Source organism: Streptomyces sp. ITFR-6 (assembly GCF_031844725.1).
Classification (GTDB): domain Bacteria; phylum Actinomycetota; class Actinomycetes; order Streptomycetales; family Streptomycetaceae; genus Streptomyces.
Window position 1 is genome coordinate 7,229,010 of the sequence record NZ_CP134612.1, and the last position, 26,979, is coordinate 7,255,988.

Here is a 26,979-nt window from a genome sequence, read left to right on the forward strand (position 1 = left end):
CGGTGTTCGAACAAACACCGCACAGCAAAGAGACGGGACCTCGTCTCGCGGCTCAAGGGGATCGATGACTGAGTATGGCCGGGGCCCCGGCTCCGAACCGTGGCATCCCGAGGACCCCTTGTACGGGGACCAGGGATGGGGAGGCCAGCAGCCTGCCCACGGCCAGGGCCAGTACGGCGGCCAGCAGCAGCCCTACCCGCAGGACCCGTACGCCGCCCAGCAGCAGCCGCAGGATCCTTACGCGCAGCAGCAGCAACAGCACGACCCGTACGCCCAGCCGCAGCAGCACGACCCGTACGCGCAGCAGCCGCAGCACCAGCAGCAGCCTCAGGATCCGTACGCGCAGCAGCAGTACCAGCAGCCCCAGTACGGCGCCCAGCAGGACCCGTACGCCCAGCAGCCTCCCTATAACGGCGGCTGGGACACCGGGCAGCAGCCGGCCGCGATGCCGTACGACGGCCAGCCCGCCGCCGGGTACGGCTACGGCGAGACGAACGACTACTACGGCACCCCCGAGGCCTACCCGCCGCCGCAGCCCCCCGGCCGCCGCCAGGCGGCGCCCGAGCAAGTAGCCGAACAAGCACCCGAACAGGCGCCTGCGCAGAACCCCGACTGGGACCCCGAGGTCCAGCCGGAGGAGACCCACCCCTTCTTCACGGGTGTGGACGACGGCGGCGCCAAGGACGACGACTACGACGACGATGACTCCCGCGACTCCCGCCGCGGAGGCGGGGACGAGCGCCGGGGCAAGGGCAAGAAGAAGGGCCGCAGCGGCTGCGCCTGCCTCGTCATCTCTCTTGTCCTGGTCGGCGGCGTAGGCGGAGTGGGCTACTTCGGCTACTCGTACTACCAGGACAAATTCGGCCCGGCGGAGGACTACGCGGGCAGCGGCTCCGGGACCGTCGAGATCGAGATCCCCAAGGGTTCGTACGGGTACGACATCGCCAACATCCTGAAGAAGCAGGGTGTGGTCAAGAGCGTCGACGCCTTCGTCTCGGCGCAGAGCGAGAACCCCAAGGGGAAGTCGATCCAGGCCGGCGTCTATCTGCTGCACGAGAAGATGGCCGCGTCAGAGGCCCTCAAGATGATGCTCGACCCGAAGAGCCAGAACCTGCTGGTGATCCCCGAGGGTTCCCGCAACGTCGCCGTCTACGCGATGATCGACAAGAAGCTGAGCCTGAAGAAGGGCACGACCAAGGGCATCGCCACGTCCAAGAAGGCCGATCTGGGCCTGCCCGGCTGGGCGAGCAAGAACAAGGACATCAAGGACCCGCTGGAAGGCTTCCTCTACCCGGCCGCGTATTCGGTCACGAAGGAAACCAAGCCGGAGACGATCCTCGAAAAGATGGTCTCGCGGTCCAACGACGAGTACAAGAAGCTCGACCTCGAAGGAACCGCCAAGAAGTACAAGCTGGACGGTCCGTGGCAGGTACTCACCGTGGCCAGCCTGGTCCAGGCGGAAGGTCTCACGCATGACGACTTCCGCAAGATGGCCGAAGTCGTCTACAACCGCCTGAAGCCGGATAACACGGTCACGAACCGCAAGCTCGAATTCGACTCCGCGTACAACTACCTCACGAATCAGAGTGAGATCAAGATCAGGTCGAAGGATATCCGGAGCAATCCGGATCCCTACAACACCTATTACCACGCCGGTCTTCCGCCCGGCCCCGTCAGCAACCCCGGGGGCGAGGCACTGCGCGCGACGCTGAGTCCGACCGGCGACGGATGGATGTTCTTCATCTCGCTCGACGGCAAGAAGACCCAGTTCACCAAGACGGCCGCAGAGCACGAGAAGCTCAACCAGAAGTTCAAGGAACAGCATGGTCTCGACTGACAGGCGGCACCGGGCGGCCGTCCTCGGTTCGCCCATCGCCCACTCGCTCTCCCCGGTCCTGCACCGGGCCGCGTACTGCGCACTCGGCCTGGACGACTGGTCCTACGACCGGTACGAGATCGACGAGCAGGCGCTGCCGGGCTTCGTCGAGGACCTGGACGGAACCTGGGCCGGGCTCTCACTGACCATGCCGCTCAAGCGGGCGGTGATCCCGCTGCTGGACGAGATCAGCGAGACCGCCGCCTCGGTCGAGGCCGTCAACACCGTTGTCCTCACCGAGGACGGCCGGCGGGCCGGCGACAACACCGACATCCCCGGCATGATCGCCGCCCTGCGTGAGCGCGGCGTCGAGAAGACGGAGTCCGCGGCCGTCCTCGGCGCCGGAGCCACCGCCTCCTCCGCCCTCGCCGCCCTCTCCGCGATCTGCGCGGGACCGGTCACGGCCTACGTCCGCAGCCGGGAACGTGGTGACGAGATGCGCGGCTGGGGCGAACGGCTCGGCGTCGACGTCCGGATCGCGGACTGGGCGGAGGCCGAGCAGGCACTGCGGGCCCCGCTGGTCATCGCGACCACCCCGGCCGGGGCCACGGACGCGCTGGCGGGAGCGCTGCCCAAGACTCCGGGCACACTCTTCGACGTGCTGTACGAGCCCTGGCCCACCGGACTCGCGGCCGCCTGGGCGGCCCGCAATGGCGCAGTCATCGGAGGTCTCGATCTCCTGGTGCATCAGGCGGTCCTCCAGGTCGAGCAGATGACGGGCCGTACCCCGGCGCCGCTGGCCGCCATGAGGCAGGCCGGCGAGATGGCACTGGCCGCTCGCTGACCGCGTTCCTCGCCGCTTGATCCGTCCGTCTGCTGGACCGGCGGCGGGCCGGCCGTCCGGTCCGTGGGAGGATCGGGGGCGGCGGGCCAGGGCCGCGCACCCGGTCGCGCCGTTCGGATTTCAGGCGCGAGCATGAGGAGCACCGTTGAGCAGGTTGCGCTGGCTGACCGCGGGGGAGTCGCACGGCCCCGCACTGGTGGCGACGCTGGAGGGTCTTCCCGCCGGTGTCCCGGTCACCACGGAGATGGTGGCGGACGCGCTCGCCCGGCGACGGCTCGGATACGGCCGCGGCGCCCGGATGAAGTTCGAGCAGGACGAGGTCACCTTCCTGGGCGGGGTCCGGCACGGCCTGACCATGGGTTCGCCCGTCGCCGTGATGGTGGGTAACACCGAGTGGCCCAAGTGGGAGCAGGTCATGTCGGCCGACCCGGTCGACCCCGACGTGCTGGCCGCACAGGCCCGTAACGCCCCGCTGACCCGCCCCCGCCCCGGCCACGCCGACCTCGCCGGCATGCAGAAGTACGGCTTCGACGAGGCCCGGCCGATCCTGGAGCGCGCCAGCGCCCGGGAGACCGCGGCGCGCGTCGTCCTCGGAGCGGTCGCCCGGTCGTACCTCAAGGAGACGGCCGGCATCGAGATCGTCAGCCATGTCGTCGAGCTGGCCGCCGCCAAGGCGCCGTACGGGGTCTACCCGACGCCGGCCGATGTCGACAGGCTCGACGCCGACCCGGTGCGCTGCCTCGACCAGGACGCGAGCAAGCAGATGGTCGCAGAGATCGACCAGGCCCACAAGGACGGCGACACACTCGGCGGTGTGGTCGAGGTGCTGGCGTACGGGGTGCCGGTCGGCCTCGGTTCGCACGTGCACTGGGACCGCCGGCTCGACGCCCGCCTCGCCGCCGCGCTCATGGGCATCCAGGCCATCAAGGGCGTCGAGGTCGGGGACGGCTTCGACCTGGCCCGGGTGCCGGGATCGCAGGCGCACGACGAGATCCTGGTGACCGACGACGGCATCAAGCGCGCCTCCGGCCGCTCCGGCGGCACCGAGGGCGGTCTCACCACCGGCGAGCTGCTGCGCGTCCGCGCCGCGATGAAGCCCATCGCGACCGTGCCGCGCGCCCTGGCCACCGTGGACGTGGTGACCGGCGAGCCCGCCAAGGCCCACCACCAGCGCTCCGATGTCTGCGCCGTCCCGGCCGCAGGGATCGTCGCGGAGGCGATGGTCGCGCTGGTGCTCGCCGACGCGGTCGCGGAGAAGTTCGGCGGCGACAGCGTCCCCGAGACCCACCGCAACGTGCAGTCGTACCTCGACCACCTGCAGATCCGATGAGCGCCCCGCTGATCGTCCTGGTCGGCCCGATGGGAGTCGGCAAGTCCACCGTCGGTGAGCTGCTCGCCGGACGGCTCGGCACCACCTACCGGGACACCGACGCGGATGTCGTCGCCACGGCCGGGAAGCCGATCGCGGAGATCTTCTACGACGAGGGCGAGGAGCGGTTCCGCGAGCTGGAGCGCCGGGCCGTGCACGACGCGGTCGCGGAGCACACGGGCGTCCTCTCGCTCGGCGGCGGCGCCGTCCTCGACGAGGCGACCCGCGCCCTGCTGGCCGGCCACGCCGTCGTCTACCTCTCGATGGACGTCGACGAAGCGGTCAAGCGGGTCGGGCTGAACACCGCGCGCCCGCTGCTCGCCGTGAATCCGCGCCGGCAGTGGCGCGAGCTCATGGAGGCCCGCCGCCACCTCTACACGGAGGTGGCCCGCGCGGTCGTCGCGACCGACGAGCGCACACCGCAAGAGGTCGCCCAGGCGGTCCTCGAAGCACTGGAACTGCCGGACGCGCCGTCGTCCGGCCAGGAGAACGCAACGATGACAGAGCAGGGCCCCACCCGAATCCAGATCGCCGGCAGCGCGGGCACCGACCCGTACGAGGTGGTGATCGGCCGGCAACTGCTGGGCGAGCTGCCCACGTTCATCGGTGGCCGCGCCAAGCGCGTAGCGGTCCTGCACCCCGAGGCGCTCGCGGAGACCGGCGAGGCCGTCCGCCAGGACCTCGCGGACCAGGGCTACGAGGCCATCGCGATCCAGCTGCCGAACGCGGAGGAGGCCAAGACCGTCGAGGTCGCGGCCTACTGCTGGAAGGCGCTCGGCCAGACCGGCTTCACCCGCACCGACGTCATCGTCGGCGTGGGCGGCGGCGCGACCACGGACGTCGCGGGCTTCGTCGCCGCGACCTGGCTGCGCGGAGTGCGCTGGATCGCCGTACCCACCACCGTGCTCGCCATGGTGGACGCGGCCGTCGGAGGCAAGACCGGCATCAACACCGCGGAGGGCAAGAACCTCGTCGGCGCCTTCCACCCGCCCGCCGGAGTGCTCTGTGACCTCGCCGCCCTGGACTCACTGCCGGTCAACGACTACGTCAGCGGCATGGCCGAGATCATCAAGGCCGGCTTCATCGCGGACCCGGCCATCCTCGACCTCGTCGAGGCCGACCCCCAGGGCGCGCGCACACCGGCCGGACCGCACACCTCCGAGCTGATCGAACGCGCCATCCGGGTCAAGGCGGAGGTCGTCTCCAGCGACCTCAAGGAGTCCGGGCTGCGCGAGATCCTCAACTACGGCCACACCCTGGCGCACGCGATCGAGAAGAACGAGCGCTACAAGTGGCGGCACGGCGCGGCCGTCTCGGTCGGCATGGTCTTCGCCGCCGAACTGGGCCGCCTGGCCGGGCGCCTGGACGACGCGACCGCCGACCGGCACCGCGCGGTCCTGGAGTCCGTCGGGCTGCCGCTCACCTACCGGGGCGACCAGTGGCCCAAGCTGCTGGAGAACATGAAGGTCGACAAGAAGTCCCGCGGCGACCTGCTGCGCTTCATCGTCCTGGACGGCCTCGGCAAGCCGACCGTCCTGGAGGGCCCCGACCCGGCCGTGCTGCTCGCCGCCTACGGGGAGGTGTCGGCGTGACCCGAAGGGTCCTCGTCCTCAACGGGCCCAACCTCGGCCGGCTCGGCTCCCGCGAGCCCGACGTCTACGGGGCCACCTCGTACGCCGGGCTCGTCGAGGCCTGCCGCACGCTCGGTAAGGAGCTCGGCTTCGACGTCGACGTCCGGGAGACCAACGACGAGGGGGAGCTGATCCGCTGGCTCCACGAGGCCGCGGACGGTTCGATTCCGGTCGTTCTCAACCCGGGCGCCTTCACGCACTATTCGTACGGAATGCGGGACGCGGCCGCCCAGCGCACCGCCCCGCTGATCGAGGTGCACATCTCGAACCCGTACGCGCGCGAGGAATTCCGCCACAACTCCGTGGTCGCACCGGTCGCCACCGGGACCGTGGCGGGGTTCGGCATCGGCTCCTACCGGCTCGCGCTGCGGGCCCTCGCGGACGAACTGACGGACTGACGGACGTCGCACCGCACGGCCGGCGTGGCCGACTTGGCCGTCGGGGCACTTCGTGCGGTCCCCGGCCGTTCCCTGTGTGGCGGCCGGGGACTGTACGGTTGCCGTTCCACCAGCGTCAGTTGCCTGTACGAGACGGAGTGCCACCGGATGCAGCACGCAGTGGGGGCACCGCTGCCGCCGCCCCACGGACCCGGGACCGGGCCTGTCGGATGGTCGCAGCAGGCCCAGCACCCCGGCCACCCCGGCCCGCCGGTCCCGCCGCCGGCCGGTCCCCCCGGCCCGCCCCCGTCGAGCCGCCCCGTCCCCCCGCCGCCGGCCGGTCGGCCCGCCACGCCGCCGCAGGCCCCGCCCGCCCAGCAGGCGCAGGGCCGGGGCTGGAGCGGACCGGCACCGCACCAGGCACCGGCGCCGGTCTCCCGGGAGAGCACCGGGCACATCCAGCTGCCGCCCGGCGGGCCCGTACCGCTGCCCGCGCCGCCCGCGGAGCCCGGCACCGGCACCGCTACCCTCGCCGTGCTCCTGATCGGCCCCGCGGGCGCCGGGAAGACCACCGTGGCCAAGCTCTGGGCCAGCCGCCGCCGGGTCCCCACCGCCCACGTCAGCCTCGACGACGTCCGGGAGTGGGTCTGCTCCGGCTTCGCGGACCCGCAGGCGGGGTGGAACGACCAGTCGGAGGCCCAGTACCGGCTGGCGCGCCGCACCTGCGGCTTCGCCGCCCGTAACTTCCTGGCCAACGGCATCTCCTGCATCCTCGACGACGCGGTCTTCCCGGACCGCCCCGTGGTCGGCCTCGGCGGCTGGAAGCGCCACGTGGGCCCCGGACTGCTGCCCGTCGTCCTGCTGCCGGGCCTGGAGGTCGTCCTGGAGCGCAACGCCGCCCGCAGCGGCAACCGCCGCCTCTCGGACGAGGAGGTCGCCCGCATCCACGGCCGGATGGCCGGCTGGTACGGCTCCGGGCTGCCGATCATCGACAACTCCACGTACGACGTGGAGACCACCGCCCGCGTCCTGGACGACATACTCGCCCGCTCCATAGCCAGCCCCCCGGCCTGGTAGCCGGGCCCGGCCGGTGCGGCGCCCCCCGGTCGGGTGCGCTGACCGAGCGGGCCCGGGGCCGCGCTCGTACGCTCGACGCATGTCAGAGGTGTACGCCGTCCGACGCGGGCTGCTCCGCGACCGGTGCGCCGCCGTCGGATCCGCGGCCGCCCTGGTCTCCCGCCCCGCCAATGTCCGCTATCTGGCGGGGGGAGCGCCGCCGGGCGCCGTGCTGCTGCTCGGCCCCCAAGAGGACGTTCTGCTCTGCCCCCGACCACCGACCGGTGACCCGGCCGACGGCCGTACCGACGAACAGCTCCGGGTGGACCTGCTGTCGGTCACCGGCGGCGATCCGGTGGTCGCCGCCGCCGGTCTGGCCACCTCCGCGGGCGCGGAGTCGCTGGCCGTCGAGGAACACGATCTGACCGTGTCCCGGCACCGGGCGATGGGCGCGGTCGCCCCGAAGCTCCGGCTGGCCGACCTCGGGGTCACCGTCGAGCAGCTGCGCATCGTCAAGGACGAGGAGGAGATCGGCTGTCTGCGGATCGCCGCCGAGATCACCGACCAGGCGCTCGGTGAACTCCTCGAATCGATCCTGGTCGGCCGCACCGAGCGGCACCTCGCGCTGGAACTGGAACGCCGGATGGTGGACCACGGCGCCGACGGTCCCGCCTTCACCACGTCCGTCGCGACCGGTCCCAACTCCGGCCGGGGCCGTCACCGGCCCTCGGACCGAAGGGTGGAGGAAGGAGATTTCCTCTCCGTCTGCCTCGGCGCGAACTACCGCGGCTACCGCTGCGAGATCGGCCGCACCTTCGTCATCGGCACCGCTCCGGCCGACTGGCAGATCGAGCTCTACGACCTGGTTTTCGCCGCTCAGAGGGCTGGACGGGAGGCACTTGTGCCCGGCGCCGCCTACCGCGACGTGGACCGCGCGGCCCGCCACCTCCTGGACTCCGCGGGCCACGGAGAGGGCCTTGTGACCCGGACCGGGCACGGGGTCGGGCTCGAAATCGACGAGGACCCGCAACTGGCACCTGCGGCCATGGGTAAACTGGACGCTTGTGTGCCGGTCACCGTCGAACCGGGGGTCCACCTCCCGGGCCGGGGCGGGGTCCGGATCGATGACACGCTCGTCGTGCGCCCCGAGGCGGACGGCGGACCCGAGCTACTCACCATTACGACCAAGGAGCTGCTCGCGCTCTAGCGCGCATCCTCGGTCGTTCCACCAGCTTCAGTCCAGGAGATTCCGCAACCGTGGCTTCCACGAACGACCTCAAGAACGGCCTGGTGCTCAAGCTCGACGGAGGCCAGCTCTGGTCCGTCGTCGAGTTCCAGCACGTCAAGCCCGGCAAGGGCCCCGCCTTCGTGCGCACCAAGCTCAAGAACGTGCTCTCCGGCAAGGTCGTCGACAAGACGTTCAACGCCGGTGTGAAGGTCGAAACGGCCACCATTGACCGGCGTGACATGCAGTTCTCGTACATGGACGGCGAGTACTTCGTCTTCATGGACATGGACACGTACGACCAGCTGATGGTCGACCGCAAGTCCGTCGGCGACGCCGCCAACTTCCTGATCGAGGGCTTCACCGCCTCCGTCGCGCAGCACGAGGGCGAGGTGCTCTACGTCGAGCTGCCGGCCGCCGTCGAGCTCGTCATCCAGCACACGGACCCGGGCGTCCAGGGCGACCGCTCCACCGGCGGCACCAAGCCCGCCACGCTGGAGACCGGTTACGAGATCGGTGTCCCGCTCTTCATCACGACCGGCGAGAAGATCAAGGTCGACACCCGCTCGGGCGATTACCTCGGCCGGGTGAACAGCTAACCGTGGCTGCCCGGAACACGGCCCGCAAGCGCGCCTTCCAGATCCTCTTCGAGGCCGACCAGCGCGGTGAGTCCGTGCAGACGGTCCTCGCGGACTGGGTACGGCACTCGCGGTCCGACACCCGTCAGCCGCCGGTCACCGAGTACACGATGGAGCTCGTCGAGGGGTACGCGCAGTACGCGGACCGCATCGACGACCTCATCGTCACCTACGCCGTGGACTGGGAGATCGACCGGATGCCGGTCGTCGACCGGAACATCCTGCGGCTCGGTGCGTACGAGCTGATCTGGGTGGACGCGACACCGGACGCGGTGGTGATCGACGAGGCGGTCCAGATCGCCAAGGAGTTCTCCACCGACGACTCCCCGTCCTTCGTGAACGGCCTGCTGGCCCGCTTCAAGGACCTCAAGCCGAACCTCCGCCGGGAGCAGTAGCCTCCGGCGCCGCTCAGCCGACGAAGGGCCCACGGTCAGCAGACCGCGGGCCCTTCGTCGTGGAGCGGCCGCCCGCGGGGGCGGACTGCCGGGGAAACAGGAACGCCGGAGCGGCGGGGCGTCCGGGAAAGGGCCCCGCCGATCCGGCGGTACGTTTCTGCTGGGGCGCTCAGCCCTCGTCGTGAGCGACGGCGCGGCGCGCGTCCGCGTCCAGCACACCCCAGCTGATCAGCTGTTCCGTGAGCACGGACGGGGACTGGTCGTAGATCACGGCGAGCGTGCGCAGGTCGTCCTGGCGGATCGAGAGCACCTTGCCGTTGTAGTCACCGCGCTGGCTCTGGATCGTTGCCGCGTAGCGCTGCAGCGGTCCGGCCTTCTCCGGCGGGACGTGGGCGAGGCGCTCCAGGTCCAGGACGAGCTTCGGCGGCGGCTCGGCAGCGCCGCCGGGCGTCGTACCGGGCAGGAGCTCCTGCACGGGGACACCGTAGAAGTCGGCCAGCTCGGCGAGGCGCTGCACGGTCACGGCACGGTCACCGCGCTCGTACGACCCCACGACGACGGCCTTCCAGCGGCCCTGGGACTTCTCCTCGACGCCGTGGAGGGAGAGGCCCTGCTGGGTCCGGATGGCACGGAGCTTGGCCCCGAGCTGCTTTGCGTATTCGCTGGACATAAGGCTCCCGGGACGCTGGAACATTTCGCGGCTCCGCCGCGTGGCTGGTAACTCACTGTGAGGTTACGCAGCGTTACTTGGGTGCGTCAAGCTGAAAGGTTCGGGCCGGTACCTCCCGGGGGTGCGTCGAGGGCCCTGCACAAGCCCTGGTAACGTGGATGACGCAATTTCGACGTCCTTTAAGATCCGTCCAGTGAGGCGGAGAAGGAGGTCCGTTTCTTATGGACGCACAGCACGACGCCACCGGCAATGCGGCACGCCCCGTTCTTGAGGCTCCCGACATCGCCCGAGTACTGACCCGTATCGCCCACGAGATCGTCGAACGCGCCAAGGGCGCCGACGACGTGGTGCTCCTCGGCATCCCGACCCGGGGCGTCTACCTCGCCCGCCGGCTCGCCGACAAGCTCGAAGAGATCACCGGCCGGAAGATGCCGGTCGGCTCCCTCGACATCACCATGTACCGCGACGACCTGCGGATGCACCCGGCACGGGCGCTGGCCCGCACCGAGATCCCCGGCGAGGGCATCGAGGGCCGCCTGGTCGTCCTCGTCGACGACGTCCTCTTTTCCGGCCGTACGATCCGTGCCGCGCTCGACGCCCTCGGTGACATCGGCCGCCCCCGCGCGGTACAGCTCGCGGTCCTCGTCGACCGCGGCCACCGCGAACTCCCGATCCGCGCCGACTACGTCGGCAAGAACCTCCCCACGTCGCTGCGGGAGACGGTCAAGGTCCAGCTCGACGAGGAGGACGGCCGCGACGCCGTCCTGCTCGGTGCCGGGCGGACCGCCCCGTCGGGCGAGCGGTAACCGCACCTCTCGTACGGCTCACCCGCCGTACGGCGGTTTCCGCACGCCCGCACGCCTGAACCCTCCAGCCACCCGGAGAACACCCAGATGAAGCGTCACCTCATCTCGGCCGCCGACCTCACCCGCGACGACGCCGTCCTGATCCTCGACACCGCAGAGGAAATGGCCAGGGTCGCGGACCGGCCGATCAAGAAGCTCCCCACCCTGCGCGGCCGCACCGTCGTCAACCTCTTCTTCGAGGACTCGACGCGCACCCGCATCTCCTTCGAGGCGGCCGCCAAGCGGCTGTCCGCCGACGTCATCAACTTCTCCGCCAAGGGCTCGTCCGTCTCCAAGGGCGAGTCGCTCAAGGACACCGCCCTGACCCTGGAGGCGATGGGCGCGGACGCCGTCGTCATCCGGCACGGCGCCTCCGGCGCCCCCTACCGCCTGGCCACCTCCGGCTGGATCGACGGTGCGGTCGTCAACGCCGGGGACGGCACCCACGAGCACCCCACGCAGGCCCTGCTGGACGCCTTCACGATGCGCCGCAGGCTCGTCGGGGCGGAGGCCGGACTCGGCGAGGACCTCGCCGGACGCCGGATCACGATCGTCGGTGACATCCTGCACAGCCGGGTCGCCCGCTCCAACGTCCACCTGCTGACCACTCTCGGCGCCCACGTCACCCTGGTGGCCCCGCCGACCCTGGTCCCGGTCGGCGTCGAGCAGTGGCCCTGCGACGTCAGCTACAGCCTCGACAAGGTGCTGCCGGAGTCGGACGCGGTGATGATGCTGCGTGTGCAGCGTGAGCGGATGAACGCCGCGTACTTCCCGACCGAGCGGGAGTACTCCCGCCGCTACGGCCTGGACGGCGAGCGGATGGCGAAGATGCCCGGGGACGCCATCGTCATGCACCCCGGCCCGATGGTCCGCGGCATGGAGATCACCGCCGAGGTCGCGGACTCCGACCGCTGCACGGTCGTCGAGCAGGTCGCCAACGGGGTCTCCATCCGGATGGCCGTGCTCTACCTGCTGCTGGGCGGCTCCGGACCCGCCGCCCCGTCCCAAACGTCGCCCGCCGCCCGTACCGAGGAGAACAAGTAACCATGAGCAAGATCCTTATCCGCGGCGCGAAGGTCCTCGGCGGCGAGCCGCAGGACATCCTGATCGACGGCGAGACCGTCGCGGCGGTCGGCACCGGCCTCGACGCCGCCGGCGCCACCGTCATCGAGGCGGCGGGCCAGGTCCTGCTGCCCGGCCTGGTCGACCTCCACACCCACCTGCGCGAGCCCGGCCGCGAGGACTCCGAGACCGTCCTGACCGGCACCAGGGCCGCGGCCGTCGGCGGCTTCACCGCCGTGCACGCCATGGCCAACACCTTCCCGGTCGCGGACACCGCCGGAGTCGTCGAGCAGGTCTGGCGGCTCGGCAAGGAGTCCGGCTACTGCGACGTGCAGCCCATCGGCGCCGTCACCGTCGGCCTGGAGGGCAAGCAGCTCGCGGAACTCGGCGCCATGCACGATTCGGCCGCCGGAGTGAAGGTCTTCTCCGACGACGGCAAGTGCGTGGACGACGCGGTGATCATGCGCCGCGCCCTGGAGTACGTGAAGGCGTTCGACGGAGTCGTCGCCCAGCACGCCCAGGAGCCCCGCCTCACCGAGGGCGCCCAGATGAACGAGGGCGTCGTCTCCGCCGAGCTCGGCCTCGGCGGCTGGCCCGCCGTCGCGGAGGAGTCGATCATCGCCCGCGATGTGCTGCTCGCCGCCCACGTGGACTCCCGGGTGCACATCTGCCACCTCTCGACCGCCGGATCCGTCGAGATCGTCCGCTGGGCCAAGTCCAAGGGCTGGAACGTCACCGCCGAGGTCACCCCGCACCACCTCCTCCTCACCGACGAGCTCGTGCGGTCCTACGACCCGGTCTACAAGGTGAACCCGCCGCTGCGCACCGAGGCCGATGTCATGGCCCTGCGCGAGGCGCTCGCCGACGGCACCATCGACTGCGTCGCCACCGACCACGCCCCGCACCCGCACGAGGACAAGGACTGCGAGTGGGCCGCGGCCGCCATGGGGATGGTGGGCCTGGAGACCGCGCTCTCCGTCGTCCAGCAGACGATGGTCGAGACCGGTCTGCTCGACTGGGCGGGCGTCGCGGACCGGATGTCACTGCGCCCGGCCGCCATCGGCCGCCTCGAAGGCCACGGCCGCCCCGTCGCCGCCGGCGAACCCGCCAACCTCACCCTGGTCGATCCGTCATACCGTGGAGCGGTGGACCCCGCGGGCTTCGCCTCCCGCAGCCGCAACACTCCGTACGAGGGACGCGAGCTGCCGGGCCGAGTGACCCACACATTCCTGCGGGGCCGTGCCACGGTCGTCGACGGGAAGCTCGCGTGACAACACTCAGCCCCAATTTCCAGCTGTACCAACTGGCCGCCGAGCGGAAGTCGGCGGAGGTGACCGACTGGTCCGCCCGGATCAGCTGGGTGATCGGACTGGCCGTCCTCGTCGCCTTCGTCTACTGGCTGATGCGCCAGGGATGGAAATGGCGCGGCAGCCTCCAGTCCGGACTGCCGGACCTCGCGACCCGCCCGGACGGCTTCGCGGACGGTGAGCGGCTGCTCACCCTGACCGGGCGCTACCACGCCTCGACGACGGCCGGGCAGTGGCTCGACCGCATCGTCGCCCACGGCCTCGGTACCCGCAGCCGCGTCGAGCTCACCCTCACCGAGCAGGGCCTCGACGTCGTACGGCCCGGCGCGGCGGACTTCTTCGTCCCCGCCGCCGACCTGCGCGAGGCCCGCATCGACAAGGCACTCGCCGGCAAGGTCCTCCCCGAGGGCGGCCTGCTGATCATCACCTGGGCGCTCGGCGACCAGCTGATCGACTCCGGATTCCGGTCCGACCACTCGGCCGAACACCCTGCCTGGGCCGAAGCCGTCAACCACCTCACCAGCTCTACGGAAGGCACCGCACGATGACGATCTCCACCCGGGGAGCCGGCAAAGCTCCCGCCGTACTCGTCCTGGAGGACGGCCGCGCCTTCCGCGGCCGCGCCTACGGGGCTGTGGGGGAGACCTTCGGCGAGGCGGTTTTCTCCACCGGCATGACCGGCTACCAGGAGACGCTGACCGACCCCTCGTACCACCGCCAGGTCGTCGTGATGACCGCCCCGCACGTCGGGAACACCGGTGTGAACGACGAGGACCCCGAGTCCAAGCGCATCTGGGTCTCCGGCTACGTCGTGCGCGACCCCGCCCGCAAGCCCTCCAACTGGCGCTCGCGGCGCTCGCTCGACGAGGAGCTCGCGGCCCAGGGCGTCGTCGGGATCAGCGGCATCGACACCCGCGCCCTCACCCGCCACCTGCGCGAGCGCGGCGCGATGCGCGTCGGCATCTTCTCCGGCAACACGCTCGCCGACGAGGGCACCCTCCTCGCCAAGGTGCGCCAGGCACCCGAGATGACCGGCGCCGACCTCTCCGCGGAGGTCGCCACCAAGGAGACGTACGTCGTCCCCGCGATCGGCACCAAGAAGTTCACCGTCGCCGCGATCGACCTCGGCATCAAGGGCATGACCCCGCACCGGATGGCCGAACGCGGCATCGAGGTGCACGTCCTGCCCGCCACCGCCACCCTCGACGAGGTGTACGCGGTCGCGCCCGACGGCGTCTTCTTCTCCAACGGCCCCGGCGACCCGTCCACCGCAGACCACCCGGTCGCCCTCATGCAAGGCGTCCTGGAGCGGCAGACCCCGCTCTTCGGCATCTGCTTCGGCAACCAGATCCTGGGCCGCGCGCTCGGCTTCGGCACCTACAAGCTGAAGTACGGCCACCGGGGCATCAACCAGCCCGTGCAGGACCGCTCGACCGGCAAGGTCGAGGTCACCGCGCACAACCACGGCTTCGCCGTCGACGCCCCGATCGACAAGGTCTCCGACACCGCCTACGGGCGGGCCGAGGTCTCCCACGTCTGCCTGAACGACCAGGTCGTCGAGGGCCTCCAGCTCCTGGACCGGCCCGCCTTCAGCGTCCAGTACCACCCCGAGGCGGCCGCCGGCCCGCACGACGCCGCGTACCTCTTCGACCGCTTCGTATCCCTGATGGAGGGCCAGCGTGCCTAAGCGCTCCGATATCCAGTCCGTCCTGGTCATCGGCTCCGGTCCGATCGTCATCGGCCAGGCCGCCGAGTTCGACTACTCCGGCACCCAGGCCTGCCGCGTCCTCAAGGCCGAGGGCCTGCGCGTCATCCTGGTGAACTCCAACCCGGCGACGATCATGACCGACCCGGAGATCGCCGACGCCACCTACGTCGAGCCGATCACCCCCGAGTTCGTCGAGAAGATCATCGCCAAGGAGCGCCCCGACGCGCTCCTGCCCACCCTGGGCGGCCAGACCGCGCTGAACACCGCGATCTCCATGCACGAGAACGGTGTCCTGGAGAAGTACGGCGTCGAGCTCATCGGCGCCGACGTCGAGGCCATCAACAAGGGCGAGGACCGTGAGCTCTTCAAGGGCGTCGTCGAGGCAGTCAAGGCGAAGATCGGCTACGGCGAGTCCGCCCGCTCGGTCATCTGCCACTCCATGGACGACATCATCAAGGGCGTCGACACGCTCGGCGGCTACCCCGTCGTCGTCCGCCCCTCCTTCACCATGGGCGGCGCCGGCTCCGGCTTCGCCCACGACGAGGAGGAGCTGCGCCGCATCGCCGGACAGGGCCTCACGCTCTCCCCGACCACCGAGGTGCTCCTGGAGGAGTCCATCCTCGGCTGGAAGGAGTACGAGCTGGAGCTGATGCGCGACCGGAACGACAACGTCGTGGTCGTCTGCTCCATCGAGAACTTCGACCCGATGGGCGTCCACACCGGTGACTCGATCACCGTGGCCCCTTCGATGACCCTCACAGACCGCGAGTACCAGCGGCTGCGCGACATCGGCATCGCGATCATCCGCGAGGTCGGCGTCGACACAGGCGGCTGCAACATCCAGTTCGCCATCGACCCGGTCGACGGCCGGGTCATCGTGATCGAGATGAACCCGCGCGTCTCCCGCTCCTCCGCGCTGGCGTCGAAGGCCACCGGCTTCCCGATCGCCAAGATCGCCGCCAAGCTGGCCGTCGGCTACACGCTCGACGAGATCCCCAACGACATCACCGAGAAGACCCCGGCCTCCTTCGAGCCGACCCTCGACTACGTCGTCGTCAAGGCCCCGCGCTTCGCCTTCGAGAAGTTCCCCTCCGCCGATTCCACCCTCACCACCACCATGAAGTCGGTGGGCGAGGCCATGGCGATCGGCCGGAACTTCACCGAGGCCCTGCAGAAGGCGCTGCGCTCCCTGGAGAAGAAGGGCTCGCAGTTCACCTTCACCGGAGACCCCGGCGACAAGGCCGAGCTGTTGGCCGAGGCGGTCCGCCCGACCGACGGCCGCATCAACACCGTCATGCAGGCGATCCGGGCCGGCGCCACCCAGGAGGAGGTCTTCGACTCGACGAAGATCGACCCCTGGTTCGTCGACCAGCTCTTCCTCATCAAGGAGATCGCCGACGAGCTGGCCGCCGCCGACAAGCTGCTGCCCGAACTGCTGGCCGACGCCAAGCGGCACGGCTTCTCCGACGCCCAGATCGCCGGGATCCGCGGCCTGCGCGAGGACGTCGTCCGCGAGGTCCGGCACGCGCTCGGCATCCGCCCGGTCTACAAGACGGTCGACACCTGCGCCGCCGAGTTCGCCGCGAAGACGCCGTACTTCTACTCCTCCTACGACGAGGAGAGCGAGGTCGCGCCCCGCACCAAGCCCGCGGTGATCATCCTCGGCTCCGGCCCCAACCGCATCGGCCAGGGCATCGAGTTCGACTACTCCTGCGTACACGCCTCCTTCGCCCTGAGCGACGCCGGCTACGAGACCGTGATGGTCAACTGCAACCCCGAGACCGTCTCCACGGACTACGACACCTCCGACCGCCTGTACTTCGAGCCGCTGACGCTTGAGGACGTGCTGGAGATCGTGCACGCGGAGTCCCTCGCGGGCCCGATCGCGGGCGTCATCGTCCAGCTCGGCGGCCAGACCCCGCTGGGCCTCGCGCAGGCCCTCAAGGACAACGGTGTGCCCGTCGTCGGCACCCCGCCGGAGGCCATCCACGCCGCCGAGGACCGCGGCGCCTTCGGCCGGGTCCTGGCCGAGGCCGGACTGCCCGCCCCCAAGCACGGCACCGCCACCACCTTCTCCGGGGCCAAGGCCATCGCCGACGAGATCGGCTACCCCGTCCTCGTACGCCCCTCGTACGTGCTCGGCGGCCGAGGCATGGAGATCGTGTACGACGAGACCCGCCTCGCCTCGTACATCTCCGAGTCCACCGAGATCAGCCCCACCCGGCCCGTCCTGGTCGACCGCTTCCTCGACGACGCCATCGAGATCGACGTGGACGCGCTCTACGACGGCACCGAGCTCTACCTCGGCGGCGTCATGGAGCACATCGAGGAGGCTGGTATCCACTCCGGCGACTCCGCCTGCGCACTGCCCCCGATCACCCTCGGCGGCTACGACATCAAGCGGCTGCGCGCCTCCACGGAGGGCATCGCCAAGGGCGTCGGCGTACGCGGGCTGATCAACATCCAGTTCGCGCTCTCCGGAGACATCCTCTACGTCCTGGAGGCCAACCCGCGCGCCTCCCGGACCGTCCCCTTCACCTCCAAGGCGACCGCGGTGCCGCTCGCCAAGGCCGCCGCCCGCATCTCGCTGGGCGCGACCGTGGCCGAGCTGCGCGCGGAGGGCCTGCTGCCGAAGCACGGCGACGGCGGCACGCTGCCGCTGGACGCGCCGATCTCCGTCAAGGAGGCCGTCATGCCGTGGTCGCGGTTCCGCGACATCCACGGCCGCGGCGTCGACACGGTCCTCGGCCCGGAGATGCGCTCCACCGGCGAGGTCATGGGCATCGACTCGGTCTTCGGCACGGCGTACGCCAAGTCGCAGGCCGGCGCGTACGGCCCGCTGCCCACCTCGGGCCGCGCGTTCATCTCCGTCGCCAACCGCGACAAGCGCTCGATGATCTTCCCGGCCCGCGAGCTGGTCGCCCACGGCTTCGAGCTGATGGCCACCTCCGGCACCGCGGAGGTCCTCAAGCGCAACGGCATCAACGCCACCGTGGTCCGCAAGCAGTCCGAGGGCGAGGGCCCCAACGGCGAGAAGACCATCGTCCAGCTGATCCACGACGGCGACGTCGACCTCATCGTCAACACGCCGTACGGAACCGGCGGCCGGCTCGACGGCTACGAGATCCGCACCGCCGCCGTCGCCCGGTCCGTACCGTGCCTCACCACGGTCCAGGCGCTCGCCGCGGCGGTCCAGGGCATCGACGCACTCAACCACGGCGACGTGGGCGTCCGATCGCTCCAGGAACACGCGGAACATCTGATCGCGGCCCGCGACTAGCCCGCTCCCAGGGGGACACCGGAAACGGTGTCCCCCTCTTCGTGAGAACACCGAGGACACCCCCGATGTACAAACTCTTCTTCCAGCTGGTCTTCAAACGGATGGACCCGGAGCGGGCCCACTACGCCGCCTTCCGGTCGATCCGCCTCGCCACCCGTATCCCCCTCCTGCGCACCTTCGTCGCCGCCGCGCTCGCCCCCCGCTACCGGGAGCTGCGCACAGAGGCCCTCGGCCTGCGGATGCACGGCCCCTTCGGACTCGCCGCCGGCTTCGACAAGAACGCGGTCGCGATCGACGGCATGTCGATGCTCGGCTTCGACCACATCGAGATCGGCACGGTCACCGGCGAACCGCAGCCGGGCAACCCGAAGAAGCGGCTGTTCCGCCTCGTCGCGGACCGCGCGCTGATCAACCGCATGGGCTTCAACAACGAGGGCTCCGCCGTCGTGGCCGAGCGCCTGGCCGCCCGCAACCCGGTCTTCCGGACCACGGTCGGCGTCAACATCGGCAAGACCAAGGTCGTCCCGGAGGCGGAGGCCGCCGCCGACTACGTGAAGTCCACCGAGCGGCTCGCCGCCCACGCCGACTACCTCGTCGTCAACGTCTCCTCGCCCAACACGCCCGGACTGCGCAACCTCCAGGCCACCGAGTTGCTGCGCCCGCTGCTGTCCGCCGTGCGCGAGGCAGCCGACCGGACCGTCACCGGGCGCCGGGTCCCGCTGCTCGTCAAGATCGCCCCCGACCTCGCGGACGAGGACATCGACGCGGTCGCGGACCTCGCGGTCGAACTGGGCCTGGACGGCATCATCGCCACCAACACCACCATCGCCCGCGACACGCTGGGCCTGAAGTCCTCGCCGTCCCTGACCGGGGAGACCGGCGGGCTGTCCGGCGCACCCCTCAAGGAACGCTCCCTGGCGGTCGTCAGCCGCCTCTACGCACGCGTGGGGGACCGGATCACCCTGGTGGGCGTCGGAGGCATCGAGAACGCGGAGGACGCCTGGCAGCGCATCCTGGCCGGCGCCACGCTCGTACAGGGTTACAGCGCCTTCATCTACGAGGGCCCGTTCTACGCCCGGTCGATCCACAAGGGCCTGGCCGCACGCCTGGCGGCCTCCCCGTACGCCACCCTCGCCGAAGCGGTCGGCGCGGAAACCCGGAAGGCCGTGAAATGACCCCGGAACCCTTCGGCGCACGCCTGCGCCGCGCCATGGACACCCGTGGGCCGCTCTGCGTCGGCATCGACCCGCACGCCTCCCTGCTAACCTCCTGGGGGCTGAACGACGATGTCGCGGGCCTGGAGCGGTTCACCCGTACGGTCGTCGAGGCGCTGGCGGACCGGGTCGCCGTACTCAAGCCGCAGTCGGCGTTCTTCGAGCGCTTCGGCTCGCGCGGCATCGCCGTCCTGGAGAAGGCCGTCGAGGAGGCACGGGCGGCGGGCGCGCTGGTCCTGATGGACGCCAAGCGCGGCGACATCGGCTCCACCATGGGCGCCTACGCCGCCACCTACCTGGACAAGGACTCGCCGCTGTTCTCCGACGCGGTCACCGTCTCGCCGTACCTCGGCTTCGGCTCGTTGCGGCCGGCGCTGGACGCGGCGGCGGTCTCCGGCTCCGGGGTCTTCGTGCTCGCCCTCACCTCCAACCCGGAGGGCGCCGAGGTGCAGCGCGCCACCGCGGCCGACGGCCGCTCGCTGGCCCAGCTGATGCTCGACCACATGGCCGCCGAGAACGAGGGGGCCACCCCGCTCGGCTCGGTCGGCGCGGTCGTCGGCGCCACCCTCGGGGACGCGGGCGTGAACCTCGCCGTCAACGGCCCGCTGCTCGCGCCCGGCATCGGCGCGCAGGGCGCGACCCCCGCGGATCTGCCGGGGGTCTTCGGGGACGCGGTACGCAATGTGCTGCCCAGCGTGAGCCGGGGCGTGCTGCGCCAGGGTCCGGACGCGGCAGGGCTGCGCGAAGCCGCCGAGCGGTTCGCGGACGAGGTCCGCGCGGCCGTCCCGGAAGGCTGACCATCCCACGTAACAGCGTGTCGACGTAATCCTGACCAAAATCTCGGTTGTTATGCCAGGAATGTCCTGGTCGGCAAAGGCTGACCAGGACTTTTCGTCTGTTCTCGCTGACTCCGGCGGCCCTGGCCGCTAGTCTCCGTCGAGAGCCAACGCACACAGGTTGTTCGTTGCTCACCAGGTGAGGGGCGATCCCGCTGCCTCACCGGTCCGTATCCGACAGATCGACATCCGAGGTGACGTAGGCGTGGCTCTTCCGCCCCTTACCCCTGAACAGCGCGCAGCCGCGCTCGAAAAGGCCGCCGCGGCTCGCCGGGAGCGGGCCGAGGTCAAGAATCGACTCAAGCACTCCGGCGCCTCCCTCCACGAGGTCATCAAGTCGGGCCAGGAGAACGACGTCATCGGCAAGATGAAGGTCTCCGCCCTGCTGGAGTCCCTGCCCGGCGTGGGCAAGGTCCGCGCCAAGCAGATCATGGAACGGCTCGGCATCTCCGAGAGCCGCCGGGTGCGGGGTCTCGGCTCCAACCAGATCGCATCCCTGGAGCGTGAGTTCGGCGGCAGCCCCGCCTGACGTTCTCAGGCACTCCTGAGAACCTGGATAATCGCTTCATGGCTGCAACATCTCGGGGGACGTCCCCCGTACCCCCGGACGCACGTCCGCGGCTGACCGTGCTCTCCGGCCCCTCGGGGGTCGGCAAGAGCACGGTCGTCGCGCATATGCGCAAGGTCCACCCCGAGGTCTGGCTCTCCGTGTCGGCGACGACCCGTAAGCCCCGCCCCGGCGAACGCAACGGCGTCCACTACTTCTTCGTGGACAACGAGGAGTTCGACAAGCTGATCGCCAACGGCGAGCTGCTGGAGTGGGCCGAGTTCGCCGGCAACCGCTACGGCACGCCGCGCCGCGCCGTGCAGGAGCGTCTTGAGGCGGGCGAGCCGGTGCTCCTGGAGATCGATCTCCAGGGCGCCCGGCTGGTCAGGCAGTCGATGGCCGACGCCCAGCTGGTCTTCCTGGCGCCGCCGAGCTGGGACGAGCTGGTGCGCCGGCTCACCGGCCGGGGCACCGAGGCACCCGCCGTGATCGACCGACGGCTCGCCGCGGCCAGGATCGAACTGGCCGCCGAATCCGAGTTCGATACGACGCTTGTCAATACCTCCGTCGAGGATGTGGCACGTGAGCTGCTAGCCTTGATGCTGGAGGCTTCCGGCCACCGTGCCGCCGGCGACTGAACGAACGGGTCGCACCGGAACGGGACCGCACCACACAGCCCCTGACTGTCAAAGATTTCTTTGATCTTCACCCCCTTCGGAAGGCAGAGAGTGTCCTCTTCCATCACCACGCCCGAGGGCATCATCAACCCGCCGATTGATGAGCTCCTCGAAGCAACCGACTCGAAGTACAGCCTCGTGATCTACGCCGCCAAGCGCGCGCGCCAGATCAACGCGTACTACTCGCAGCTCGGTGAGGGACTCCTTGAGTACGTCGGTCCGCTCGTCGACACCCACGTGCACGAGAAGCCGCTCTCGATCGCGCTCCGCGAGATCAACGCGGGCCTGCTCACCTCCGAGGCCATCGAGGGCCCCGCGCAGTAGCAGGAAAACGCACCTTCACCACGGGCCCGGCGGTCACCACCGCCGGGCCCGCGGTGTGTCCGGGGCGGCAGACCGGCGTCCGCGGCGGTGAGGCAGCATGGGGGCGTACGTATCCGAGTACGTACCCGAGTGCGGGGAGACGCAGTGGAGAAGCCGAAGGTCGTTCTGGGCGTCAGCGGCGGCATCGCCGCGTACAAGGCGTGTGAGCTGCTGCGGCGGCTGACCGAGTCCGGCCACGACGTACGGGTCGTGCCGACCGAGGCATCGCTCCACTTCGTCGGCGCGGCCACCTGGTCGGCGCTCTCCGGCCACCCGGTGTCGACCGAGGTCTGGAACGACGTCCACGAGGTCCCGCACGTACGCATCGGGCAGCACGCCGACCTCGTCGTCATCGCCCCCGCCACCGCCGACCTGCTGGCCAAGGCCGCCCACGGGCTCGCCGACGACCTGCTCACCAACACACTGCTCACCGCACGCTGTCCGGTCGTCTTCGCGCCCGCCATGCACACCGAGATGTGGGAGCACCCCGCCACCCGGGAGAACGTCGCCACGCTGCGCCGCCGGGGCGCCGTCGTCATCGAGCCCGCCGTGGGCCGGCTCACCGGCGTCGACACCGGCAAGGGCAGGCTGCCGGACCCGGCGGAGATCTTCGAGGTCTGCCGCCGCGTCCTGGCCCGCGGGCCCGTCGCCCCCGACCTGGCGGGCCGCCACGTGGTGATCAGCGCGGGCGGCACCCGCGAACCGCTCGACCCGGTCCGCTACCTCGGCAACCGCTCCTCGGGGAAGCAGGGGTACGCGCTCGCCCGCACCGCCGTCGCCCGCGGCGCGCGGGTCACCCTCATCGAGGCCAACACCGGCCTGCCCGACCCGTCCGGGGCCGACATCGTCCGGGTCGGCACCGCGACGCAGCTGCGCGAGGCAGTGCTGAAGGCGGCGGCGGACGCGGACGTCGTGGTGATGGTGGCGGCGGTGGCCGACTTCCGCCCGGCCGAGTACGCCGCCGGGAAGATCAAGAAGAAGGACGGCCAGGAGCCCGCGCCGATCGCACTCGTCCGCAACCCGGACATCCTCGCGGAGGTCGCCGGGCGGCGCGCCCGGCCGGAACAGATCGTCGTCGGATTCGCCGCCGAGACCGACAACGTCCTGGCCAACGGGCGGGAGAAGCTCCGCCGCAAGGGTTGCGACCTGCTGGTGGTCAACGAGGTGGGGGAGCGCAGGACCTTCGGCGCGGAGGAGAACGAAGCGGTGGTGCTGGCGGCCGACGGCGGCGAGACCCCGGTGCCGTTCGGCCCCAAGGAGGCACTCGCCGACACGGTCTGGGACCTCGTGTCGCCACGATTTGCGTGAATTTCTCGTGTCGTGGCCCCGGCGGTCCGGTCCCCCGTGAACACGGCGCCGGACGGCCTCCACGGAGGCCGCCGAGGGGCCTTCGGAGGGCCGTGCCACATGTCACAGAACTCCCAAAGGGCGAGACACGTTGTCCAGGGGCCGAAGCCGACCGATAAACTGGTCCAGGACCGTACCGGGCGCAGCTCCCGGGCCCGTCCGCCAATGATCAGCCAGCAGCCGCTGCAACCCCAGGGAGCGATGTGTCCCGCCGTCTCTTCACCTCGGAGTCCGTTACCGAGGGTCACCCCGACAAGATCGCTGACCAGATCAGCGACACCATTCTCGATGCACTCCTCCGAGAGGACCCGACGTCGCGTGTCGCCGTCGAGACCTTGATCACCACAGGTCAGGTGCATGTTGCGGGTGAGGTCACGACCAAGGCCTACGCCCCGATCGCCCAGCTGGTGCGCGACAAGATCCTGGAGATCGGCTACGACTCCTCCAAGAAGGGCTTCGACGGCGCCTCCTGCGGCGTCTCGGTGTCCATCGGCGCCCAGTCGCCCGACATCGCCCAGGGCGTCGACACCGCGTACGAGAAGCGGGTCGAGGGCGATGAGGACGAACTCGACAAGCAGGGCGCCGGCGACCAGGGCCTGATGTTCGGGTACGCCTGCGACGAGACGCCCGAGCTGATGCCGCTGCCGATCCACCTCGCGCACCGGCTGTCTCGCCGGCTGTCCGAGGTCCGCAAGAACGGGACCATCCCGTACCTGCGCCCCGACGGCAAGACCCAGGTCACCATCGAGTACGACGGCGACAAGGCCGTCCGCCTCGACACGGTCGTCGTCTCCTCGCAGCACGCCAGCGACATCGACCTCGACTCGCTCCTCGCACCGGACATCCGCGAGTTCGTCGTCGAGCACGTGCTGTCGCAGCTGATCGAGGACGGCATCAAGCTGGACACCGAGGGCTACCGCCTGCTGGTCAACCCGACCGGCCGCTTCGAGATCGGCGGTCCGATGGGCGACGCCGGTCTGACCGGCCGCAAGATCATCATCGACACCTACGGCGGCATGGCCCGCCACGGCGGCGGCGCCTTCTCCGGCAAGGACCCGTCCAAGGTGGACCGTTCGGCCGCCTACGCGATGCGCTGGGTCGCCAAGAACGTCGTCGCCGCCGGGCTCGCCGCCCGCTGCGAGGTCCAGGTCGCGTACGCGATCGGCAAGGCCGAGCCGGTGGGCCTCTTCGTCGAGACCTTCGGCACCGCCGTGATCGAGACCGAGAAGATCGAGCACGCCATCGGCGAGGTCTTCGACCTCCGCCCGGCCGCGATCATCCGCGACCTCGACCTGCTCCGCCCGATCTACGCCCAGACCGCCGCGTACGGCCACTTCGGCCGTGCGCTCCCCGACTTCACCTGGGAGCGCACGGACCGGGTGGCCGCACTGCGCGCGGCCGCGGGCCTGTAGGTCCCAGGCCGGCCCCGCCCAGCGGGCACCCCTTCGCCGGAGCCCGGATGCCCCATCGGTGTCCGGGCTCCGGCGTTGCGTCCGGGCTCCGAGCCGGCCGGAATGTCAGTGGCGTCTGGTAGGGATTTGGCTGTGAGCAGCGACAACGAGCGGTCCGACGAGCCCGGCACCGGGGCTCCGGAGCAGCTTGCGCTGATTCGGGAGACGGTGCGCCAGGCCAAGGTGCCCCGCGCCAAACCGAGGACCTGGCGCGGCGCCGCCCTCGCCCGTGAGCTGCCCGTGGCCCGCGTCCTGGTGAACAAGGGCGCGCTCCACCTCGACCAGTACTTCGACTACGCGGTCCCCGAGGAGCTCGACGCCGTCGCGCGGCCCGGGGTGCGGGTGCGGGTGCGCTTCGGCGCGGGCGGCCGCAACGTCCGGGGCGGGCGGCGCGAGGGCGGCGGCCTGATCGACGGATTCCTGGTCGAGCGGCTGGCCGAATCCGACTACAGCGGGGCGCTGGCCGCCCTCGCCTCCGTCGTGTCACCCGAACCGGTCCTCGGGCCCGAGCTGCTCGGCCTCGCCCGAGCCGTGGCCGACCGGTACGCGGGCAGCCTCGCGGACGTCCTGCAGCTCGCGGTGCCGCCGAGGAACGCCCGCGCCGAGTCCAAGCCCTCTCCCGAGCCCCTGCCGCCGCCCCCGGTGCCCGCTCCCGGGAGCTGGGCGCGCTACGGGCAGGGCGCGGCGTTCCTGGACGCGCTGGCCTCCGGCGGCGCGCCCAGGGCCGTGTGGACCGCCCTGCCGGGACCGCACTGGCCGGAGGAGATCGCCAGGGCCGTCGCCGCGACCCTCGCCTCCGGACGCGGCGCACTGGTCGTGGTCCCCGACGGACGCACCGCGGCGCGGGTCGACGCCGCGCTCACCGGGATCCTCGGGGAGGGCCGCCACGCCCTGCTCACCGCCGGCTCCGGCCCCGAGAAGCGGTACCGGGAGTGGCTCGCCGTGCGGCGCGGCTCCGTCCGGGCGGTAGTCGGGACGCGGGCCGCGATGTTCGCCCCGGTCGCCGGCCTCGGCCTGGTCGCCGTCTGGGACGACGGGGACTCCAGCCACAGCGATGACAACGCCCCCTTCCCGCACGTCCGCGAGGTCCTCGAACTGCGGGCCGCGCACAGCGGGTGCGGCTTCCTGCTCGGCGGCACGAACTGCACCGTGGAAGCCGCACAGCTGGTCGAGAGCGGCTGGGCGCTGCCGCTGCGCGCCGACCGGGAGCAGACCAGGATCGCGGCGCCCCTGGTGCGTACCGTCGGGGACGGCGAGCTCGCGCGGGACGGTGCCGCACGGGCCGCGAGGCTGCCGAGCCTCGCCTGGCAGACCGTCCGGGACGGACTGCGCAGCGGCCCGGTGCTCGTGCAGGTGCCGCGTCGCGGGTACGCCCCTCGGCTGGCCTGCGAGCGCTGCCGGGAGCCCGCGCGCTGCCGCCACTGCGCGGGACCGCTGGAGGCGCCCGACCAGCGGGATCTGAACTGCGCCTGGTGCGGCCTGCCGGAGACGTCCTGGCACTGTGTGGCCTGCGGGGGCCGCCGGCTGCGCGCGCAGATCGTCGGTGCCCGCCGCACGGCGGAGGAGCTCGGCCGGGCGTTCCCCGCCGTGCCGGTACGGACCTCGGGACGCGACCACGTGCTGGACTCGGTGCCGGACCAGCCCGCGCTCGTGGTCAGCACCCCGGGCGCCGAACCCGTCGCGGAGGGCGGATACGCGGCCGCGCTGCTGCTGGACGGCTGGGCGATGGTCGGCCGCCCCGACCTGCGGGCCGGGGAGGAGGCGCTGCGCCGCTGGACGGCGGCTGCCGCGCTGGTACGGGGGCAGCCGGAGGGCGGCACGGTGGTGATCGTCGCGGAGCCGACGCTGCGTCCCGTGCAGGCCTTGGTGCGCTGGGACCCGGTCGGTCACGCCCGCCGTGAGCTGGCGGAACGGGCCGAGCTGGGCTTTCCGCCGGTGTCCCGGATGGCTTCGGTGACGGGGGAGCCGCAGGCGCTCGCCGCGTTCCTGGCCGCCGCGGAGCTGCCGCCGGACGCGGAGGTGCTCGGTCCGGTGCCGGTCCCCTCAGCCGAGCCCGGACGGCTCCGCAGGCCGTTCGACGCGCCGCCGGGGGAGACCTGGGAGCGGGCCCTGATCCGGGTCCCCCCCGGCAGCGGGGCGGCGCTGGCGGTCGCGCTGAAGGCGGCGCGGCTGTCGCGCGGCGGCGGAGGCGCGGTGCGGATGCGGGTGGACCCGCCGGACATCGGGTGACGGGGTGCGGGGTTCCGTCCTCAATCGCCGGACGGGCTTGATTGTGCGGGTGCGGGTGCTCCGCCGGGTGCGGGGTGTGCCCTGGCCCGGTG

General features: G+C 71.2%; 24 protein-coding genes. 23 read left to right on the forward strand and 1 reads right to left on the reverse strand.

The window, feature by feature from the left end; genetic code table 11:
- The first annotated feature begins 64 nt into the window (after nt 1–64).
- The 9 genes from mltG (at nt 65) to nusB (ending at nt 9,351) form a co-directional block, all read left to right on the forward strand.
- Complete coding sequence (mltG, locus tag RLT59_RS32955; protein ID WP_311306776.1) at nt 65–1,837, forward strand: endolytic transglycosylase MltG; 1,773 nt, start codon at nt 65–67, stop codon at nt 1,835–1,837.
- The gene (locus RLT59_RS32960) at nt 1,824–2,660 is read left to right on the forward strand and encodes a shikimate dehydrogenase (RefSeq protein WP_311306777.1); all 837 of its coding nucleotides are present in this window, start codon (nt 1,824–1,826) and stop codon (nt 2,658–2,660) included. The genes mltG and RLT59_RS32960 overlap by 14 nt, the downstream gene beginning before the upstream one ends.
- 145 nt (nt 2,661–2,805) lie before the next feature.
- Nucleotides 2,806–3,990, forward strand: coding sequence for a chorismate synthase (aroC, locus tag RLT59_RS32965; RefSeq protein WP_311306778.1), 1,185 nt, complete (start codon nt 2,806–2,808; stop codon nt 3,988–3,990).
- Nucleotides 3,987–5,621, forward strand: coding sequence for a 3-dehydroquinate synthase (aroB, locus tag RLT59_RS32970; RefSeq protein WP_311306779.1), 1,635 nt, complete (start codon nt 3,987–3,989; stop codon nt 5,619–5,621). The genes aroC and aroB overlap by 4 nt, the downstream gene beginning before the upstream one ends.
- Entirely contained in the window at nt 5,618–6,058 is a 441-nt protein-coding gene (gene aroQ, locus RLT59_RS32975) for a type II 3-dehydroquinate dehydratase (RefSeq protein ID WP_024491791.1), read from the forward strand. The genes aroB and aroQ overlap by 4 nt, the downstream gene beginning before the upstream one ends.
- A 147-nt stretch (nt 6,059–6,205) precedes the next feature.
- Complete coding sequence (locus RLT59_RS32980) at nt 6,206–7,114, forward strand: Pro-rich N-terminal domain-containing protein (RefSeq protein WP_311306780.1); 909 nt, start codon at nt 6,206–6,208, stop codon at nt 7,112–7,114.
- Nucleotides 7,115–7,193: 79 nt separating this feature from the next.
- A complete protein-coding gene (locus RLT59_RS32985; protein WP_311306781.1) occupies nt 7,194–8,300 on the forward strand; it encodes an aminopeptidase P family protein in 1,107 nt (368 codons plus the stop codon).
- Nucleotides 8,301–8,350: 50 nt separating this feature from the next.
- On the forward strand, nt 8,351–8,917 hold the full coding sequence (gene efp, locus RLT59_RS32990) for an elongation factor P (RefSeq protein ID WP_024490947.1): 567 nt from the start codon (nt 8,351–8,353) through the stop codon (nt 8,915–8,917).
- A 2-nt stretch (nt 8,918–8,919) separates the two neighbouring features.
- Nucleotides 8,920–9,351 (forward strand): transcription antitermination factor NusB, encoded by a 432-nt coding sequence (nusB, locus tag RLT59_RS32995; protein WP_024490948.1) that lies wholly within the window; start codon nt 8,920–8,922, stop codon nt 9,349–9,351.
- Between the two features lie 169 nt (nt 9,352–9,520).
- Here the strand turns inward: nusB and bldD are convergent, their stop codons facing one another.
- Nucleotides 9,521–10,021, reverse strand: a complete 501-nt coding sequence (gene bldD, locus RLT59_RS33000) for a transcriptional regulator BldD (protein WP_014157378.1) — start codon at nt 10,019–10,021, stop codon at nt 9,521–9,523.
- A 221-nt stretch (nt 10,022–10,242) separates the two neighbouring features.
- Here bldD and pyrR point away from each other — a divergent pair, with 221 nt between their 5' ends.
- The 14 genes from pyrR (at nt 10,243) to RLT59_RS33070 (ending at nt 26,887) form a co-directional block, all read left to right on the forward strand.
- Entirely contained in the window at nt 10,243–10,827 is a 585-nt protein-coding gene (pyrR, locus tag RLT59_RS33005; RefSeq protein ID WP_073737550.1) for a bifunctional pyr operon transcriptional regulator/uracil phosphoribosyltransferase PyrR, read from the forward strand.
- 87 nt (nt 10,828–10,914) lie between these two features.
- Entirely contained in the window at nt 10,915–11,910 is a 996-nt protein-coding gene (locus tag RLT59_RS33010) for an aspartate carbamoyltransferase catalytic subunit (RefSeq protein WP_311306782.1), read from the forward strand.
- Nucleotides 11,911–11,912: 2 nt separating this feature from the next.
- Nucleotides 11,913–13,199 carry a dihydroorotase gene (locus tag RLT59_RS33015; RefSeq protein WP_311306783.1) on the forward strand — a complete coding sequence of 429 codons (1,287 nt, stop codon included), beginning with the start codon at nt 11,913–11,915 and terminating at the stop codon, nt 13,197–13,199.
- Entirely contained in the window at nt 13,196–13,783 is a 588-nt protein-coding gene (locus RLT59_RS33020; RefSeq protein WP_311306784.1) for a PH-like domain-containing protein, read from the forward strand. The genes RLT59_RS33015 and RLT59_RS33020 overlap by 4 nt, the downstream gene beginning before the upstream one ends.
- Complete coding sequence (carA, locus tag RLT59_RS33025; protein ID WP_311306785.1) at nt 13,780–14,922, forward strand: glutamine-hydrolyzing carbamoyl-phosphate synthase small subunit; 1,143 nt, start codon at nt 13,780–13,782, stop codon at nt 14,920–14,922. Before RLT59_RS33020 ends, carA begins: the two co-directional genes overlap by 4 nt.
- Nucleotides 14,915–18,223, forward strand: a complete 3,309-nt coding sequence (gene carB, locus RLT59_RS33030) for a carbamoyl-phosphate synthase large subunit (protein ID WP_311306786.1) — start codon at nt 14,915–14,917, stop codon at nt 18,221–18,223. Before carA ends, carB begins: the two co-directional genes overlap by 8 nt.
- A 65-nt stretch (nt 18,224–18,288) precedes the next feature.
- Nucleotides 18,289–19,398 (forward strand): quinone-dependent dihydroorotate dehydrogenase, encoded by a 1,110-nt coding sequence (locus RLT59_RS33035; protein WP_311306787.1) that lies wholly within the window; start codon nt 18,289–18,291, stop codon nt 19,396–19,398.
- Nucleotides 19,395–20,234: an orotidine-5'-phosphate decarboxylase gene (gene pyrF, locus RLT59_RS33040; RefSeq protein WP_311306788.1), complete on the forward strand. Its 840-nt coding sequence runs from the start codon at nt 19,395–19,397 to the stop codon at nt 20,232–20,234. The genes RLT59_RS33035 and pyrF overlap by 4 nt, the downstream gene beginning before the upstream one ends.
- A 244-nt stretch (nt 20,235–20,478) precedes the next feature.
- The gene (locus RLT59_RS33045; protein WP_024490957.1) at nt 20,479–20,802 is read left to right on the forward strand and encodes an integration host factor; all 324 of its coding nucleotides are present in this window, start codon (nt 20,479–20,481) and stop codon (nt 20,800–20,802) included.
- A gap of 38 nt (nt 20,803–20,840) precedes the next feature.
- Nucleotides 20,841–21,458, forward strand: a complete 618-nt coding sequence (gmk, locus tag RLT59_RS33050; protein ID WP_073737558.1) for a guanylate kinase — start codon at nt 20,841–20,843, stop codon at nt 21,456–21,458.
- 90 nt (nt 21,459–21,548) lie between these two features.
- On the forward strand, nt 21,549–21,821 hold the full coding sequence (gene rpoZ / locus RLT59_RS33055) for a DNA-directed RNA polymerase subunit omega (protein WP_003970369.1): 273 nt from the start codon (nt 21,549–21,551) through the stop codon (nt 21,819–21,821).
- A 144-nt stretch (nt 21,822–21,965) separates the two neighbouring features.
- A complete protein-coding gene (gene coaBC / locus RLT59_RS33060) occupies nt 21,966–23,168 on the forward strand; it encodes a bifunctional phosphopantothenoylcysteine decarboxylase/phosphopantothenate--cysteine ligase CoaBC (RefSeq protein WP_311306789.1) in 1,203 nt (400 codons plus the stop codon).
- Between the two features lie 242 nt (nt 23,169–23,410).
- Nucleotides 23,411–24,619: a methionine adenosyltransferase gene (metK, locus tag RLT59_RS33065; RefSeq protein WP_311306790.1), complete on the forward strand. Its 1,209-nt coding sequence runs from the start codon at nt 23,411–23,413 to the stop codon at nt 24,617–24,619.
- A gap of 132 nt (nt 24,620–24,751) precedes the next feature.
- Nucleotides 24,752–26,887 carry a primosomal protein N' gene (locus tag RLT59_RS33070; protein WP_311306791.1) on the forward strand — a complete coding sequence of 712 codons (2,136 nt, stop codon included), beginning with the start codon at nt 24,752–24,754 and terminating at the stop codon, nt 26,885–26,887.
- Nucleotides 26,888–26,979 lie beyond the last annotated feature (92 nt).

Bases quoted from the DNA above. Each gene is read 5' to 3' on its own strand.
- RLT59_RS33015 (WP_311306783.1), top strand. From the start codon at position 11,913: ATGAGCAAGATCCTTATCCGCGGCGCGAAGGTCCTCGGCGGCGAGCCG.
- mltG (WP_311306776.1), top strand. From the start codon at position 65: ATGACTGAGTATGGCCGGGGCCCCGGCTCCGAACCGTGGCATCCCGAG.
- RLT59_RS32985 (WP_311306781.1), top strand. From the start codon at position 7,194: ATGTCAGAGGTGTACGCCGTCCGACGCGGGCTGCTCCGCGACCGGTGC.
- RLT59_RS33010 (WP_311306782.1), top strand. From the start codon at position 10,915: ATGAAGCGTCACCTCATCTCGGCCGCCGACCTCACCCGCGACGACGCC.
- aroB (WP_311306779.1), top strand. From the start codon at position 3,987: ATGAGCGCCCCGCTGATCGTCCTGGTCGGCCCGATGGGAGTCGGCAAG.
- RLT59_RS32960 (WP_311306777.1), top strand. From the start codon at position 1,824: ATGGTCTCGACTGACAGGCGGCACCGGGCGGCCGTCCTCGGTTCGCCC.
- bldD (WP_014157378.1), bottom strand. From the start codon at position 10,021: ATGTCCAGCGAATACGCAAAGCAGCTCGGGGCCAAGCTCCGTGCCATC.
- RLT59_RS32980 (WP_311306780.1), top strand. From the start codon at position 6,206: ATGCAGCACGCAGTGGGGGCACCGCTGCCGCCGCCCCACGGACCCGGG.
- carA (WP_311306785.1), top strand. From the start codon at position 13,780: ATGACGATCTCCACCCGGGGAGCCGGCAAAGCTCCCGCCGTACTCGTC.
- pyrR (WP_073737550.1), top strand. From the start codon at position 10,243: ATGGACGCACAGCACGACGCCACCGGCAATGCGGCACGCCCCGTTCTT.
- gmk (WP_073737558.1), top strand. From the start codon at position 20,841: ATGGCTGCAACATCTCGGGGGACGTCCCCCGTACCCCCGGACGCACGT.
- RLT59_RS33035 (WP_311306787.1), top strand. From the start codon at position 18,289: ATGTACAAACTCTTCTTCCAGCTGGTCTTCAAACGGATGGACCCGGAG.
- pyrF (WP_311306788.1), top strand. From the start codon at position 19,395: ATGACCCCGGAACCCTTCGGCGCACGCCTGCGCCGCGCCATGGACACC.